Source organism: Paenibacillus bovis, from assembly GCF_001421015.2.
Lineage (GTDB): Bacteria > Bacillota > Bacilli > Paenibacillales > Paenibacillaceae > Saccharibacillus > Saccharibacillus bovis.
The window spans coordinates 3,626,348-3,642,356 of record NZ_CP013023.1 but is presented as its reverse complement, the minus strand read 5'-3'; the positions used below and the strand labels follow the sequence as shown (position 1 = coordinate 3,642,356).

The 16,009-nt window shown below is 46.5% G+C and carries 13 protein-coding genes; 12 read left to right on the top strand and 1 reads right to left on the bottom strand.

Annotated features, from left to right (window positions below; translation table 11 throughout):
• Positions 1–42: 42 nt before the first annotated feature.
• The 12 genes from mutL to AR543_RS15390 all read left to right on the top strand — a co-directional run bounded on the left by mutL (position 43) and on the right by AR543_RS15390 (position 15,003).
• Positions 43–2,457 (top strand): DNA mismatch repair endonuclease MutL, encoded by a 2,415-nt coding sequence (mutL, locus tag AR543_RS15445; protein WP_060535351.1) that lies wholly within the window; start codon positions 43–45, stop codon positions 2,455–2,457.
• 31 nt (positions 2,458–2,488) lie between these two features.
• The gene (locus AR543_RS15440) at positions 2,489–3,262 is read left to right on the top strand and encodes a class I SAM-dependent methyltransferase (protein WP_060535350.1); all 774 of its coding nucleotides are present in this window, start codon (positions 2,489–2,491) and stop codon (positions 3,260–3,262) included.
• Complete coding sequence (gene miaA / locus AR543_RS15435; protein ID WP_060535349.1) at positions 3,259–4,236, top strand: tRNA (adenosine(37)-N6)-dimethylallyltransferase MiaA; 978 nt, start codon at positions 3,259–3,261, stop codon at positions 4,234–4,236. Before AR543_RS15440 ends, miaA begins: the two co-directional genes overlap by 4 nt.
• An 89-nt stretch (positions 4,237–4,325) precedes the next feature.
• Entirely contained in the window at positions 4,326–4,565 is a 240-nt protein-coding gene (gene hfq / locus AR543_RS15430; protein WP_017812464.1) for an RNA chaperone Hfq, read from the top strand.
• A 138-nt stretch (positions 4,566–4,703) separates the two neighbouring features.
• A complete protein-coding gene (locus AR543_RS15425; RefSeq protein ID WP_060535348.1) occupies positions 4,704–7,358 on the top strand; it encodes a penicillin-binding protein 1A in 2,655 nt (884 codons plus the stop codon).
• 103 nt (positions 7,359–7,461) lie between these two features.
• A complete protein-coding gene (locus tag AR543_RS15420; protein ID WP_060535347.1) occupies positions 7,462–8,007 on the top strand; it encodes a ribonuclease FAU-1 family protein in 546 nt (181 codons plus the stop codon).
• Between the two features lie 249 nt (positions 8,008–8,256).
• Positions 8,257–9,543: a GTPase HflX gene (hflX, locus tag AR543_RS15415; RefSeq protein ID WP_060535346.1), complete on the top strand. Its 1,287-nt coding sequence runs from the start codon at positions 8,257–8,259 to the stop codon at positions 9,541–9,543.
• Positions 9,544–9,804: 261 nt separating this feature from the next.
• The gene (locus AR543_RS15410) at positions 9,805–11,034 is read left to right on the top strand and encodes a methionine gamma-lyase family protein (protein WP_418304226.1); all 1,230 of its coding nucleotides are present in this window, start codon (positions 9,805–9,807) and stop codon (positions 11,032–11,034) included.
• Positions 11,035–11,404: 370 nt separating this feature from the next.
• Complete coding sequence (locus AR543_RS15405) at positions 11,405–11,818, top strand: MerR family transcriptional regulator (RefSeq protein ID WP_017812459.1); 414 nt, start codon at positions 11,405–11,407, stop codon at positions 11,816–11,818.
• Positions 11,819–11,842: 24 nt separating this feature from the next.
• Entirely contained in the window at positions 11,843–13,171 is a 1,329-nt protein-coding gene (gene glnA / locus AR543_RS15400; RefSeq protein WP_060535344.1) for a type I glutamate--ammonia ligase, read from the top strand.
• A gap of 330 nt (positions 13,172–13,501) precedes the next feature.
• Positions 13,502–14,332 (top strand): sporulation transcription factor Spo0A, encoded by an 831-nt coding sequence (spo0A, locus tag AR543_RS15395; RefSeq protein WP_060535343.1) that lies wholly within the window; start codon positions 13,502–13,504, stop codon positions 14,330–14,332.
• A gap of 287 nt (positions 14,333–14,619) precedes the next feature.
• On the top strand, positions 14,620–15,003 hold the full coding sequence (locus tag AR543_RS15390; RefSeq protein WP_060535342.1) for a hypothetical protein: 384 nt from the start codon (positions 14,620–14,622) through the stop codon (positions 15,001–15,003).
• Positions 15,004–15,154: 151 nt separating this feature from the next.
• On the opposite strand, the gene lexA is transcribed toward AR543_RS15390, so the two are convergent.
• The gene (gene lexA / locus AR543_RS15385; protein ID WP_060535341.1) at positions 15,155–15,781 is read right to left on the bottom strand and encodes a transcriptional repressor LexA; all 627 of its coding nucleotides are present in this window, start codon (positions 15,779–15,781) and stop codon (positions 15,155–15,157) included.
• Positions 15,782–16,009: the final 228 nt, after the last annotated feature.

Below are 16,009 nucleotides of genomic sequence, written 5' to 3'. Positions count from 1 at the left end.
ATCATGGATAGAACATCCAGATAGCCGGGAGGAGGAGAAATCATGGGTCAGATTCGTGTACTGGATGAGCATATTGCCAATCAGATTGCAGCTGGTGAGGTTGTGGAGCGGCCTGCCTCTGTAGTCAAGGAACTCGTCGAGAATGCGATTGATGCGCGTTCCACTCGTATTGATGTTCATATCGGCGAAGGCGGATTGGAATCGATACGGGTACAGGACAATGGACAGGGGATTGCTGCTGATGATTGCGAGACGGCTTTCTATCGTCATGCTACAAGCAAACTCGCAGATGATCGGGATCTGTACCAGATTACAAGTCTGGGCTTTCGCGGTGAAGCGTTGCCGAGTATTGCAGCGGTCTCCAAAGTAGATTTGTTGACCAGTGCTACTGATGATGGAGCAGGCAGACGTCTGATTATTGAAGGCGGCACACTGAAAAGCAATGAAGACGATGCTGCTCCGCGCGGAACCGATTTTCGGGTTAACTCCCTATTTTACAATACACCGGCACGGCTGAAATACATGAAAACGGTCCAGACAGAGCTGGGGCATATCTCCGATATTATGTACCGGATGTCCCTCGCTCATCCTGAAATTGCTTTTACTCTGCGTCATAATGGCAATCTGCTGCTGCAGACGCCGGGGAATGGTGATATGCTGCAGGTGATTGCTGCAGTCTACGGTACGTCAGCTGCCAAAATGGTACTGCCGATTGAGCAGGATCATCTGGATTATCATATTAGCGGATATATCGGTCGACCGGAGATTGCAAGGGCCAATCGCAATGCCATGTCTGTCATTGTCAATGGACGCTATATCAAAAGTTACACGGTCAACCAGGCGATACTGAGAGCCTATCATACCCTGCTGCCGATCAATCGTTATCCGCTCACTGTACTGCGTCTGACGATGCATCCGTCACTTGTCGATGTGAATGTGCATCCTGCCAAAATGGAAGTGCGATTCAGCAAAGAAGCGGAACTGATGATGTTTGTGGAAGAATCGGTACGACAGACGCTGCGCAGAGAAATACTGATCCCTCATGCGACCAAGCAGACGATCAAACGGGGCAGCAGCGAGTCGATCATTCAGGAACAATTTAATTTCAATCGTACATCAGCTGGACAGTCCGATAACGAGCCGGCTGCAGAATTTCAACAAGCGGGTGCAACCTTATTCGCTCCTCGTGGACCGGAGCCTGTTATCCAGACAGAGCTGGGTGATTTGGATGCTCCATATGTGCCTCCTTTGACAGACCAGGATATACCGGGAACAGAGTGGCAAAGCAGCCCGGATCGCTCGGTTGCTTCTTATCAGAGTCAGCCGGTAGGCAAAAATGCAAATATGGAGCAGCCTGAGCATGCGACAGCAACGTCCGATTCGCTTCAATCTGCATCGGCATCTCAAGCAGATTCCCAGACATCCGAAAAAACAGCTTCTCCGGCAAAACAAGATGTAAATGTACCTGCGGAGGGAGAACAACAGGCTTCGAACCGTCAGATAACAGATTCCACAGAGCATTCACAGCAGGCAAATGCAAGTACCGTTAACAGGACTCCAAATTCTGGAGACACCGATAAACAACCCGTTGCCAAGTACGGCTTGGATTCAACAGAGACTATACCTGCAGACCTGCCTGGTCACGTTGGTAGCGGATCATCAGCCGGACAGTCAGCACCAGCTTCATTAGACGCTCCGGCTCACACACAGCCGCCTTATACAGCCGCACAGCAGGTCAGAGAGCCATCGTATGCACGCGAGTATAATCGTGCAGCTTCCAAAGCTGCATCCCGGCCGCCCCAGCGTGTCAGCGGGGCAAACCGCAGTATTCCGGCAGAGATGATTTATGGTACAGCCGAAGAACCGGGATTGCCGCAGTTCCCGGAAATGAATCTGATTGGTCAGCATCATGGCACCTATCTGATTGCGCAGAATGCGGAAGGACTTTTCCTGATCGATCAACATGCTGCCCATGAGCGGGTCAATTATGAATATTACTATGAGAAGTTTGGCCAGCCGGAGTCGGCATCCCAGGAGCTTCTGCTGCCGATCACACTGGAATTTACGCGTGCCGAAGCAGACAAGCTCAAAGATCGTTTGCACTGGTTCGAACGGGTAGGGGTATATCTGGAGCATTTTGGCGGTCAGACGTTCCGGGTGCGTGCTTATCCGTACTGGTTTCCCAAAGGAGAAGAGGCCCGCGTTATTGAAGAAATGGCAGAATGGGTACTCAGCGAACGCAAGATTGATCTGGCCCAGCTGAGAGAACAGGCTTCGACGCTTTGTTCGTGCAAAGCATCGATCAAAGCCAATCAGAGAATTACCGAAGCGGAAGCGCAGGCATTGCTGGATCGGCTGGCTGCCTGCAGACAGCCTTATACCTGTCCGCACGGTCGTCCGATCGTCGTTTCATTTTCCAGTTATGATCTGGAAAAAATGTTCAAACGGGTAATGTAAGCGAAGTGTAGAGAAGAATGGAGAATGAGCAATGATAATTACAACAGGCGATGATGCTTCACCGGCTACTTTGCATCGTGCACAGCAGCTGGCAGCAGAATTTGCCGTATCTTTTGTTCCGAGGCAGGGGCAGTCGATCGCCAAACTGGCTGCCCGCCATGGAGATCGGGATGTTATTGTACTGGTGGAAAATGAAGCCAGACTGGTTCGCCCGGGCGAATCGGCAATGTTTTTCCATCCCAGCATGGCTTTTGTACGAGCCAAGCGATTGCTGCGTAATGACGAAGACCCGATGATAACCCTTTCCCGTCTGGAACCGGGCGATACCGTACTGGATTGCACAGCCGGTCTGGGATCGGATTCGCTGGTCTTTTCGCTGGCTGCCGGTCCGGAAGGGCAAGTTACCGCATTGGAAAGTTCAGCGCCGTTAGCAGCGCTTTTAAAAGAAGGATTGCGTATTTATGCAAGCAATCTGGAGCCGGTAAATGCTGCTATGCGACGTATCCAGGTGGTGCAGCAGGACCATAAGACCTATCTAAGTCAGCTTCCGGATAACAGTGTGGATGTTGTGTATTTTGATCCCATGTTCCGCGAAGCACTGCATGAATCGGCGGCTATCGCTCCTCTGCGCGGATTTGCCAACGACCATGCACTGGATCCCGAGTCGATCCGTCATGCAATGCGTGTAGCTCGCAAAACTGTTATGCTCAAGGAAAAATGGGACAGCCCGGAATATGAGCGTCTTGGCTTTGAACGGATCCGGCGCAAAAATTCCAAAATTGAATACGGAGTGATTTATTTATGAACCCGGCAGCAGAAAAGCCGAAATTACTCGTTCTAGTCGGTCCTACAGCTGTAGGGAAAACAGCCATCAGCATCGAGATTGCCAGAAGATTCGGCGCAGAAATTATCTCCGGTGATTCTATGCAGGTATACCGTGGTATGAATATCGGTACGGCCAAAATCAGGCCCGAAGAAATGAAGGGAATTCCGCATCATCTGATCGATATCCATTCGCCGGATGAGCCTTTCTCTGTGGCTGAATTCCAGCAGCGTTGCAGAACGTTGATCCCGGATATTGCTTCACGCGGCAAGCTGCCCTTTATCGTGGGAGGCACCGGTCTCTATGTCGAATCGGTCAGCTACGAGTTCCAATTCAGCGAGAATGGGGCAGATGAAGCATTTCGTCAGGAGCAGAGCGATTATGCGCTTCAGAATGGTGCCCAGGCTCTTCATGACCGCCTGGCAGCTGTAGATCCAGAGTCTGCAGCCCGTCTTCATCCGAACGACCAGAGACGCATTATACGGGCGCTGGAAGTGTATCATATGACCGGAGTGAAACTTTCGGACCAGTTATCCCGGCAAATGAAGCAGTCTCCCTACCAGTTATGTATCGTCGGTTTGACAATGGATAGGGAAATGCTATATAAACGTATTGAAGCGCGGATTGATCAAATGCTGGAAGAAGGCCTGCTGGAAGAAGTACAGCATCTGCTCGATCAGGGATATACTCCCGGAATGGTAGCCATGCAGGGATTGGGGTACAAAGAGATTGCTGCGCATCTGTCAGGCGGTGTACCGCTGCAGGAAGCGATTGTTCTCCTGAAGCGTGATACGCGTCGTTTTGCAAAGCGCCAGCTATCCTGGTTCCGCCATATGCAGGATATCCACTGGGTCGATGTGTCGGATACGAATCATAGCGAACAGCATATCGACAAAGTATATGACATCGTAGCAGGAAATTTATACAGAGACAGGGAATATACTTCAACAACTTAATTTGACATTCAGCTTAGCCAGGTATCATATTCGTATTACAATTGAGCATTTGCTAATGCTGAATTAATAATCATTTGGGGGTACGGTCAATGAACAAGTCGATTAATATCCAGGATACTTTTTTAAATCAACTGCGCAAGGAAAATATTCCGGTAACTGTGTATCTGGTAAATGGTTTTCAAATCCGTGGTACAATCAAGGCTTTTGACAACTTTACCATTATGGTAGACAGTGAAGGACGCCAGCAAATGATCTACAAACATGCGGTTTCCACCTTCACACCATCGCGCAACGTATCCCTCATGCAGGATAACCAAAGCGAAGGCTGATGCAAAAAACGAAACCTTTATGCTTCATATAGCGTCTTAATGAAGAGAAAGAATCGGACAACCTCTCCAAAAGGGTTGTTCTTTTCTTTCCGTTAAAGGGGTTCAATTTGTTTTACCGAAAGGGAGTCAGAATAAGATATGCCTAGACAGAATCTATCCCGCAGTGACAAAAATCAACCACCTAAAAGAACGAGACCGGGACAATCCAAGCCCGCGCCCAAAACAAAAAAGAAAAAAATAACAGCCAAGCGCGTGTTCTGGACGTTGTTCGGTGTAACTGCTTTGGGTGTTTTTTGTGCACTGGCCGCCTATTTATTTATCATGGTAAGCGGGGAAAAAATCTACAAAGCAAATATCGATAAGCTTGTGATCAACGAACCAACCAAAATCTATGATCGCAACGGTACGCTGATTGTCGAGCGTTCTGCACGTCAGGGTGATCCGGTAAAGTATGAAGACCTGCCTCCAATGTTGGTGAATGCTTTTGTAGCTACAGAGGACCGGCGCTTTTTTGATCACCAGGGGGTAGACCTGTGGTCGGTCGGACGCGCCGCGGTAAAAGACGTAATTGCACGTTCCGCGGTAGAGGGTGGCAGTACCATTACCCAGCAGCTGGCCAAAAACGTATTTTTGAATGACGACAAAACGTTTTTCCGCAAAGCAACCGAATTGTCGATTGCACTGGCGATTGAACGTGACAAAACCAAACAAGACATTATTACGACTTATCTGAACCGGATCTTTTTCGGTCGGGGAGCTTATGGTATCAAAGAAGCTTCCGAAACGTATTTTGGTACAAGTGATCTAAACAAGCTGAAGCTATGGCAGATTGCCACGCTGGCAGGTTTGCCGAAGGCGCCTTCCCGTTACAATCCGCTGACCAATCCGGACTTGTCAACAGAGCGCAGAGCCGTCGTACTGCAGCTGATGGCAGACCAGGGTTACATTACCAAAGCCCAGGCTGAAGAAGCCAAAGCCGTAGTGTACAAAAGTCCTGCCAACAGCTCAACCAAAGAATCGCATTATCAGGCATTTGTAGAATATGCCATGCAGGAAGCGGAAGATGTTACCGGATTGTCTTCGGATGATCTGACACGTGGTGGATACAATATCTATACCACAATGGATGCCAAAGCCCAGCAAACGCTGGAAGACGCATTTAAAAATGAAGATTTGTTTGAGAAGAGTGCAGACGATGTGCCTGTACAAGGCTCTATGGTTATCGTGAATAACGATACTGGCGGTCTGGTAGCCTTGCTGGGTGGCCGTAATTACCGTGAAGGCGACTTTAGCCGTGTCAACAGCCGCAGACAGCCAGGATCGGCATTCAAACCGATTGTATCCTATGCTCCGGCGCTGGAATCGGGCAAGTTTACACCAACATCCCAGCTGAGTAATGAAAAGCAGTGCTTTGGCAGCTATTGTCCGAGCAACCTGCATGGTTATAGCGGTACGGTTACGATGGCCGCAGCGCTGGAAGATTCGATTAATATCCCGGCGGTCTGGACACTTAATCAGATTGGTGTAGAAACCGGAGTTAATTTTGCCAAGTCACTTGGTTTTAAATTTACCGATGCCGATCGCAATCTGGCAATTGCACTGGGCGGTCTGAGTAGCGGTACGAATACGCTGGAAATGGCTCAAGCCTACCGCAGCTTTGCTGATGGTGGTAATTACACGCAAGCTTATGCTGTCAAAAGCATTACCGATAATGCCGGTAAGGAAATATATAAAAATGCAGCAGAGGCGAGCAAAGTCATGAGCAAGCAAACTGCGGACGAAATGACTTCCATGATGGAAACAGTCGTTACCGATGGTACAGGTAAGCGGGCGCAAATCAATCGTCCGGTAGCCGGTAAAACAGGTACTACACAACATGGTATCGAAGGACTGCGCAGCAGTGCCAACCGTGATGCCTGGTTCGTGGGATATACCAAGGAATGGACAGCAGCGGTCTGGATGGGGTACGACAGACCGGATCGCAATCATTTGCTCAATGAGAGCAGCGGACGCGCAGCAGCGATGTTCGCCGCAGTAATGGGACCGGCCCTGGAAGGTTATCCCGTTCAGAACTTTGATGCACCGAAAGTGACCGAGCCTGTACAGCCGGTAGAACCGGTCGAAGAAGAACCGGAGGCTCCAAAAGTAGTAACAGGTCTCTCGGCCTCTTATGATCAGGATAATCAGGCAGTTGCTCTTTCCTGGTCTGGTGTAGAAGGAGCTTCGGGTTATACCGTATATCGCAAAGAAAGCTCGGAAAAGCAGTTTACTGCCATATCCAGTGGTTCATCAGGAACATCCCTGCAGGATGGTAGTATTACACCTGGTGCCACTTACGAATACTATGTAACGGCATCTACACCTGGTGGCGAATCGGATGCTTCGGATACGGTACAGATTACCGTAGATCAAGCGCAAGAAGAGCCTGTAGAGCCACCTGTTGATAATCCGGATGGCGTTGTTCCGCCAGAAGGAGATCCGGCGACTCCACCTACAGGTGAAGAAGGAACCGATAACGGTGAAGATGCAGGCGGCAATAACGGTAATGGGAATAATGAGAATGGAAATGGTAATGGCAACAACGGTAACGGTAATGGAAATGGTGGACCAAACGGTACACCTCAGACACCAACCGATAATGGAGCAACTACTCCTCCGGCAACGACGCCGGGAAGTGAAGGTACTTCGACCGATACGACTACGCCATCCACTGGCATTACCGATCCTGCTGCAGCTACAGGAGATACAGCGAACACCCAGGGGGATGCCACCGCACCGGCAGGTACCCAGTAAGATGTAATTTCAAAAGCCTCCAATCATATCGGTTGGAGGCTTTTTTGAGTGATACGCGCAAATATGCTATTCTGAAGTTACTTTGTAGGAAAGGGACACTTCCATGAAACGTAAATTTGCAGATAGAGCGAACTGGCGGCGTGTTATTCAGCGCAGCTATACACGTCGATACGTAAATAACAGTATTTTCACCGGATATGTGACACTGTACCATATGAATCGCCTGCGCGAGCCGCTGTATAAAATCTATGGCGGACGTCGATTCTGTATCGCAGCAGCGGAATATTCGTGGATGCAATATTATCCCGAGAATGCCAATTATGTGGTGACTGCGATGTTCGATGATAAGCAGGAAATTATTGAATGGTATATCGATATTTGCAAAACGCAAGGAGTGACCGATCAGGGGGTTCCCTGGTTTGATGATCTGTATCTGGATATTGTGGTAATGAAAGACGGACAGATCTTTTTGCTGGACGAAGATGAATTGGATGATGCACTGCGTCGCCGGGTTATTACCGAGCACGATTATGAGCTGGCCCATCGCACAGCACGCAAGCTGCTCAAACAAATCGACGCCCATGCTTTTCCGTTATTCTCGTTATCACTCAAGCACCGCCAGAGTCTGTTCAACAGAGATCATCGCTAGATTGTCCTGCGTCCAGACCATTCATTGGTAGATAAGATTTGGCATTGTAGATGAGCAGAGAGGGATAACTTAGATAAAGGGATACAAAGAACAACTACTTCTCAAGAAACGATTCATCTGCAGTAACAATGGTAAATATACAACAAGTATATCTTTCCCAATGAAACGGGTATTAACAAGCACACTAGAGGGATCATCCCCTTTTCCTGACAGACCATAGCTATTATATATTACAAGGAGCAGGATAATATGAAAAATGAAACGCACGATACACAGACTGAGCAGCAGGCGCGAGCCATACTGGTCAGTTTGTATACCCAGCTGGACAAAAGAAATGGAGTCAATGCGGAAGGATCGATGGAAGAGCTGGTCAGCCTGGCGGAGACCGCAGGTGTAGAAGTATTGGAGCAGCTGACCCAGAATAAAGAAAAGCCGGATTTTCGCTGGTTTATCGGTAAAGGAAAAGTGGAAGAACTCCGTATTCTGGTAGACTCTCTGGAAGCGAATACGGTCATTTTTGACCAGGAACTGTCCGGCGCACAGGTACGTAATCTGGAAGAACAGCTGGATGCCAAAATTATTGACCGTACCCAGCTTATCCTGGATATTTTTGCACAGCGTGCCAAAACACGCGAAGGTATTTTACAGGTAGAACTGGCACAGTACAATTATCTGCTGCCTCGTCTATCGGGACAGGGTAAAAATCTATCTCGTCTGGGTGGCGGTATTGGTACACGCGGTCCTGGTGAGAGCAAGCTGGAGATCGATCGTCGTCATATTCGCACCCGTGTGACCGAGCTTAAGCGTCAATTGGAAGAAATTATGCGTCATCGTACATTATATCGTGAACGTCGCAAAAAGACCGGAATCGTGCAGGTGGCACTGGTTGGTTATACCAACGCAGGTAAATCGACATTGCTCAAGCAGCTGACGGATGCAGATGTGTATATCCAGAATCAGTTGTTTGCCACACTGGACCCTACTTCACGCAATCTGGAGCTGCCGGGGGGCAAGGAAATTGTATTGACCGATACGGTTGGATTTATCCAGAATTTGCCCCATGATCTGATTGCTGCTTTTCGTGCGACACTGGAAGAAGTAAATGAAGCTGATCTGATTCTTCATGTAGTAGATGCTTCTTCGGAGCGCAGGGATGAGCAGATGCAGGTGGTTGACGAAATTTTGCAGGAGCTGGGTTCCGGGAATAAACCGCAGGTTATTTTATATAACAAAATTGATCTGTGTACTCCCCAGCAGCTAGAAATGCTACCTGTTGATCAGACCCATCTTCGTATCAGCGCCTACCATGAACCCGATCTGGAAGCTGTCAAAAACATCATTCAGGATCAGCTGGCCGGCGGAATAAAAACTTATCGCATTCCAGCAGAACGCGGCGACTTGATATCTCAGCTGTATACATTTAGCAGCATTATCAGTCAGGATTATGAAGACAATGATGCCCTGTTTACAGTGGAGATCAACCAGACTGATTATGATAAATTCGGATACAAGCTTCAGGAATATGAAATAAAGTGACAGAATAGCGACATTTTAAATAGTGACTTTCCTTCACTCTACCGTTCCGTGTAAAATATGAAGCGCGAAAGTTTACATTTGCGAAGTTATTCTTATGAATATGTCGTATTAATGGGATGAATCCGGCGCAAACTTAGCCAGCAGCGTAACTTTGTGGTAGAATGATGGAAGATGAATATGCTGATAGCCCGCCTTATTATGTATAAGGGCGGGCTATCATTATGGGGAGAGACAGAAATGGCAGTTTTTAATACACAGATAATGAACTGGTCCGAACAAGCTGAACAGATGATTGGTAAAGCTGTTAAAGGAATGGACCGGATTGTAGATACCAACCAATGGAAAGTAATCGAAGCTTTCCAGAAACACCGTGTGAGTGATTATCACTTCGCAGGTTCAACAGGTTATGCTTATAATGACAGGGGACGAGAAGTGCTTGAAGATGTATATGCTGAAGTATTTGGCAGTGAAGCTGCTCTTGTACGTCCGCATTTTGCCTCGGGTACGCATACGATTGCTACAGCTTTGTTTGGTATACTTCGTCCCGGCGATGAGCTACTTTATATTACAGGACGGCCTTATGATACGCTGCATAAAGTAATCGGCAAACCTGGCGATGGCAAAGGCTCGCTGGCTGACTTCGGCATCACGTATCAGGAAGCATCATTAACCGAGGATGGTCAGGTCGATTGGGAACAGGTTGCTTCGCTAATGAATGAAAAGACTCGTGTAATCGGTATCCAGCGTTCCCGGGGATATGACTGGCGTTCTTCCTTTACTATTGATCATATTGAAGAGATGGTACGACGGATTCGCGAATATCGCCAAGATCTGATTATCTTCGTCGATAACTGCTATGGTGAATTCACAGAGACGCGGGAACCGACAGAGGTAGGCGTAGATATAATGGCTGGCTCGCTGATCAAAAATCCCGGTGGCGGTATTGCCGAGACAGGCGGCTATATATGCGGCAAACGTGAATATGTAGAGCTCGCCTCCTATCGGCTGACAGCTCCCGGAATTGGCGGCGAAGTAGGGGCTATGCTGGGGACTACACGCGGTATCTATCAGGGGTTGTATATGGCACCTACTATTGTAGGACAGGCACTCAAAGGCAGTATTTATGCTGCAGCCATGTTCGAGGTGGCCGGATTCAATAGCAAGCCGGGTTGGAGTGAGCAGCGTACCGATCTGATTCAGGCTGTATCGTTCAAGGATGAACACCAGCTGATAGCATTTGTACAAGGAATTCAGCGAGCAGCGGCGGTGGATAGTCATGTAGTACCGGAGCCATGGGATATGCCTGGATACGAACATCCGGTTATTATGGCGGCAGGTACCTTTATCCAGGGCGGCAGCCTGGAATTATCGGCAGATGCGCCAATTCGTGAGCCATATATCGGTTATATGCAGGGTGGTCTGACTTTTTCTCATGTAAAGCTGGGTGTACTAATGGCTTTGCAGACGATGATGGAACGTAATTTATTATAAATATTGCTAATTTTATTTTCTGGCAGCATCGTATCTGAAGTCCAGCAATTCAAACAGATTTGGATAAAAGAGCTATGAATATGCACCGTTATTAAGCTGATAAATCAAGATCGGCAATATCGTATCTGGATATAATCGTACAATAACTTGCCAGGTACAGATCGTTTTATAGAGAATAGATGTCACAAAATATCCATAGAATGTATAAGAATAAAGCAATAATTCATCCTAAAATCAGGAAATATTAACTTCATGTTAACTGAATATAAAATTATTGTGAGTAAACTTAACATGTTATTGACGCTTGATATCAGGATATGTACAATAGGATACAGATAACTTAAAAGTGAATTGGAAGGTTGATGAATATATGGGCGATGAAATTCGGAGAAATATGGCGCTGTTCCCTATCGGGATCGTAATGAAGCTGACAGACCTGTCCGCGCGGCAGATCCGTTATTATGAGCAACACAATCTGATTGTACCGGCACGTACATCGGGAAATCAGCGATTGTTTTCCTTTAATGATGTAGAACGTCTGCTGGAAATTAAAGCATTAATCGAAAAAGGGGTAAATATTGCAGGTATCAAGCAAGTGATGAATCCGGTATCCAAAGAATCGGAAGAAGCTACAGTGATCACGGCAGATACGGAAGAGCGCCGCAGGGAATTGTCAGATTCGCAACTTCATCGTATGCTTAAGCAGCAGCTTGTCACAGGCAAACGTCCTGGACAGGTATCACTGATCCAAGGGGAATTATCCCGTTTCTTCAACAAAAAATAAAAAGAGCACAGAGGAGAGGGTAACGTGAGTTATACAAAAGACGATATTTTGCGTATTGCCAAGGAAGAAAACGTACGATTTATCCGCCTGCAATTTACTGACTTGCTGGGTACGATCAAGAACGTCGAAATTCCTTTGAGCCAGTTGACCAAAGCACTGGATAACAAAATGATGTTTGATGGTTCTTCTATTGAAGGTTATGTGCGTATCGAAGAATCCGATATGTATCTGTATCCGGATCTGGATACATGGGTTATTTTCCCGTGGGTAACAGAGAACCGGGTAGCACGTCTGATTTGTGACGTTTACATGCCAGACGGTACACCGTTCGCCGGTGATCCACGCGGTGTTCTGAAGCGTAACCTGAGAGAAGCCGAAGCAATGGGCTTTACAGAAATGATGGTTGGACCGGAGCCGGAATTCTTCCTGTTCCGTACCGATGCCAATGGCAATCCAACCGAAGAACTGAACGATCAGGGTGGTTACTTCGATCTGGCGCCAACCGATCTGGGCGAAAACTGTCGTCGTGAGATCGTTATTACTTTGGAAGAAATGGGCTTTGAAATCGAAGCTTCCCACCATGAAGTAGCACCGGGACAGCATGAGATTGACTTCAAATATGCAAATGCACTGCAAGCAGCTGACCAGATTCAGACATTCAAGCTGGTTGTTCGTACGATTGCCCGTCAGCATGGTCTGCATGCGACATTTATGCCAAAACCGCTATTTGGCATGAACGGTTCCGGTATGCACTGTCACCAATCCCTGTTCCAGGATGGCAGCAATGCATTCTATGATGAATCAGATGAACTGGGTCTGAGCCAGGTAGCCCGTCATTATATGGCAGGTATTCTGCGTCATGCACGTTCTATGGCAGCAGTAACCAACCCGACAGTGAACTCTTACAAGCGTCTTGTACCAGGTTATGAAGCTCCTGTATATGTGGCATGGTCTGCAAGTAACCGCAGTCCGATGGTACGTATCCCGGCTTCCCGTGGTCTGAGCACACGTATTGAAGTTCGTAACCCGGATCCGACAGCCAATCCGTATCTGGCACTGGCTGTTATGCTGAGAGCCGGTCTGGATGGTATTGACCGTCAACTGAATCTGCCAAAACCTATCGATCGTAACATCTACATAATGACCGAAGATGAGCGTATCGACGAAGGTATCCCAAGTCTGCCAGGCGATCTGAAAGAAGCTCTGCACGAACTGCTGCGTGACGATGTAATCGTTACTGCACTCGGAGAGCACGCTACAGCTCACTTCTATGAGCTGAAAGAGATCGAATGGGACATGTACCGTACTCAGGTTCACCAATGGGAGAGAGACCAGTACATGACACTGTACTAAAATGTAAATGGCCCTGGTACTGCTGGATTTTCCGGCAGCCAGGGCTTTTTTTGTATAGACTTGAATCCTGTTAATTAAATTAATACTAAAATAGCAAAAAGGCGGTGTGCTAAAATAACACCGCCTTTTTGCTGTGCTGCAAACAAGAGTAGACATTAATAAAACAGTAAAGAAGAAATGGAATATATTTCAATAAATTAATTCTTAATATTCCTTAAAATTGAAAATTCTAGGCGCTAAAATGATATAATGATATTAATACCTCAAATACCATTTTATTACATGTATTGGTATCGATTGTTCTTACTACCTAGAAGGAGGGTATCAGCTATGATCAATGTACTTGTTGCAGATGATAACAGGGAGTTTACGCAGATGCTATCGGACTACATCTCCAATCAGGAGGATATGTTTCTTGCAGGTATGACCTATAACGGAGAACAAACCTTGCAGTTAATTGAGGATTTGGCAGAGCCGCCGGATGTGGTATTACTGGATATTATTATGCCGCATCTGGATGGATTGGGTGTACTGGAGAAACTTCCGAAAATGCATATTGTTCCCAAACCCAAAGTGATTATGCTTACTGCGTTTGGACAGGAGCAGGTTACGCAGCGGGCACTGGATCTGGGCGCTTCTTATTTTATGCTGAAACCTTTTGATCTTCAGGTACTGGGCAGCCGTATTCGGCAGCTGGCGGAGGTGCCAGCCAATGAGAGAGCGATACGTACACCGTCCCCATCAACTGTACCGGCTTCTCGGCCTTTGACAACGATACCTGCTACGAATACAGCCAATACAGAACAGCGTCTGGAAGCTTCTATTACCAGAATATTAAATGAAATTGGTGTGCCTCCGCATATTAAAGGCTATCAGTACGTCAGAGAAGCTATTGCGGAAGTGTATCATAATATCGATATACTGGGGTCCGTAACCAAGGTGCTGTATCCCAGAATCGCCGAAAAATTCCATTCCAATCCCGCCCGGGTCGAACGAGCTATCCGGCATGCGATCGAAGTGACCTGGAATCGTGGAGATATGAGCCATATGAGTCATCTGTTTAATTATGAAATTAACGTAAGCAAAACCAAGCCAACCAATAGTTCCTTTATCGCGGCTATTGCTGACAAACTGAGGATAGAGCATAATATTTTTCCTTAGACGTTTAATTTGTTTATACATCTATGTATGTATCTATATGCGTACTGCTCAGTACGTAACGGTAACAAAGAGAGTAGTGTCAAGCCTACTGTATCGTTTAATATAATCAGTCTTTATATGTTCAAATAATTGCATAAACACATTATTGGCACCCTATGAATAAAAGTCCGCTATTTGAAATGTATGCTCCTATTTTACATCGCATAGATAACTACAGGATCAGTGCGGGTAATAAATGACTGACCACTTACTGCAGCATCAGTCGGACAAACAAAGGAGGCATTTCAATGGACAAGGAAGTCAGGCAGCGTCTGATTACTATTTGTGAGATGCATATCAGTAATCTGGAAGAACAGCTGCGCAAGCTGTACACGATCGAGAATCCACTACGTGGAAGCGATGTAGCAGGAGGAGAAATCATTGATGTCAGAGTAGAGCTGGAGATTTGCAGACGACTCGAAGAAATTTATCAGAGAATTGATATCGAAGGAACCAACGAAGGCGAAACGTATGATATGTATCATTCTTACTTTTTCCATACTACCAAGGCGAGAGAAGTATTCGAATCGCGAAAATTAAAGCTTGAATTGCAGCATGCTGCAGAGATTAAAAACATTAATTTACTGTTGGAAGGCTTTATTCAGGAAATGAGCAGGCTGCATAAAGAGTAAAAGATGGAATAAAGGACTACAAATCATAAATAGGCCAATAAAAAAGACTCCTGTCAGGAGTCTTTTTTATATTGCAGAGGCTTTTGAAAACAAAACCTGCAATCATCATATAAGTCAAAGTCATGTGATCTGCCGTGTAACTATAGCCGTTTTAGTGCAAGTTACGGAACAGACCGACTACTTTGCCTAGAATCGTTACACGAGTCAAACGAAGCGGCTCGTACATCGGATTCTCAGGCTGCAGACGAATATGATCTTTTTCTTTGTAAAACGTTTTGACAGTGGCTTCGTCTTCTTCGGTCATTGCAACTACGATATCGCCATTATCAGCAGTCTGTTGTTGACGAACAATAACGAAATCACCATTATGAATACCGGCTTCAACCATACTGTCTCCGACAACGGAAAGCATAAAGATCTGGTTGTCACCTGTAAATTGCTGTGGAAGAGGGAAATAATCCTCAATATGTTCAGTAGCAGTAATCGGTACGCCGGCGGTAACTTTGCCGATAATCGGTACACGAGACACTGTCTGCGCGAACAACAGATTATTTTCGGTTTCTTCCTGACCCAGCAGCTCGATAGCACGAGGTTTGGTAGGGTCGCGGCGGATCAATCCCTTTTTCTCAAGACGATCCAGATGACCATGTACAGTAGAGCTGGAAGCCAGACCTACAGCTTCACCAATCTCACGTACAGACGGCGGGTAACCTTTGAGTTTAACTTCATTCCGGATAAATTCCAGAATAGCCTGTTGGCGACTTGAAATCTTGGACATGCCGTATCAACCCCAATACTAGTAACGTTTGGAAAAAGTATAACATAGAACTTCCGTTCGTACAAACATAAGTTCTAAAATTCGTCAACTATTTCCCGATAAAGCAAAGCAGCTAATCAGGCGATAAAAGAAACCCAATTTATACCGCTATATTCATCATACACTTCATTTACAAAAAAGCGAACGAAAGTTCGCAAAAAGTTGTTGATCAAAACATATGTTCGTGTT

Coding starts and splice junctions, on each gene's coding strand:
- AR543_RS15410 (WP_418304226.1), top strand. CDS start 9,805: ATGAACTGGTCCGAACAAGCTGAACAGATGATTGGTAAAGCTGTTAAA.
- AR543_RS15390 (WP_060535342.1), top strand. CDS start 14,620: ATGGACAAGGAAGTCAGGCAGCGTCTGATTACTATTTGTGAGATGCAT.
- mutL (WP_060535351.1), top strand. CDS start 43: ATGGGTCAGATTCGTGTACTGGATGAGCATATTGCCAATCAGATTGCA.
- spo0A (WP_060535343.1), top strand. CDS start 13,502: ATGATCAATGTACTTGTTGCAGATGATAACAGGGAGTTTACGCAGATG.
- lexA (WP_060535341.1), bottom strand. CDS start 15,781: ATGTCCAAGATTTCAAGTCGCCAACAGGCTATTCTGGAATTTATCCGG.
- AR543_RS15420 (WP_060535347.1), top strand. CDS start 7,462: ATGAAACGTAAATTTGCAGATAGAGCGAACTGGCGGCGTGTTATTCAG.
- hfq (WP_017812464.1), top strand. CDS start 4,326: ATGAACAAGTCGATTAATATCCAGGATACTTTTTTAAATCAACTGCGC.
- AR543_RS15425 (WP_060535348.1), top strand. CDS start 4,704: ATGCCTAGACAGAATCTATCCCGCAGTGACAAAAATCAACCACCTAAA.
- AR543_RS15440 (WP_060535350.1), top strand. CDS start 2,489: ATGATAATTACAACAGGCGATGATGCTTCACCGGCTACTTTGCATCGT.
- AR543_RS15405 (WP_017812459.1), top strand. CDS start 11,405: ATGGGCGATGAAATTCGGAGAAATATGGCGCTGTTCCCTATCGGGATC.
- hflX (WP_060535346.1), top strand. CDS start 8,257: ATGAAAAATGAAACGCACGATACACAGACTGAGCAGCAGGCGCGAGCC.
- miaA (WP_060535349.1), top strand. CDS start 3,259: ATGAACCCGGCAGCAGAAAAGCCGAAATTACTCGTTCTAGTCGGTCCT.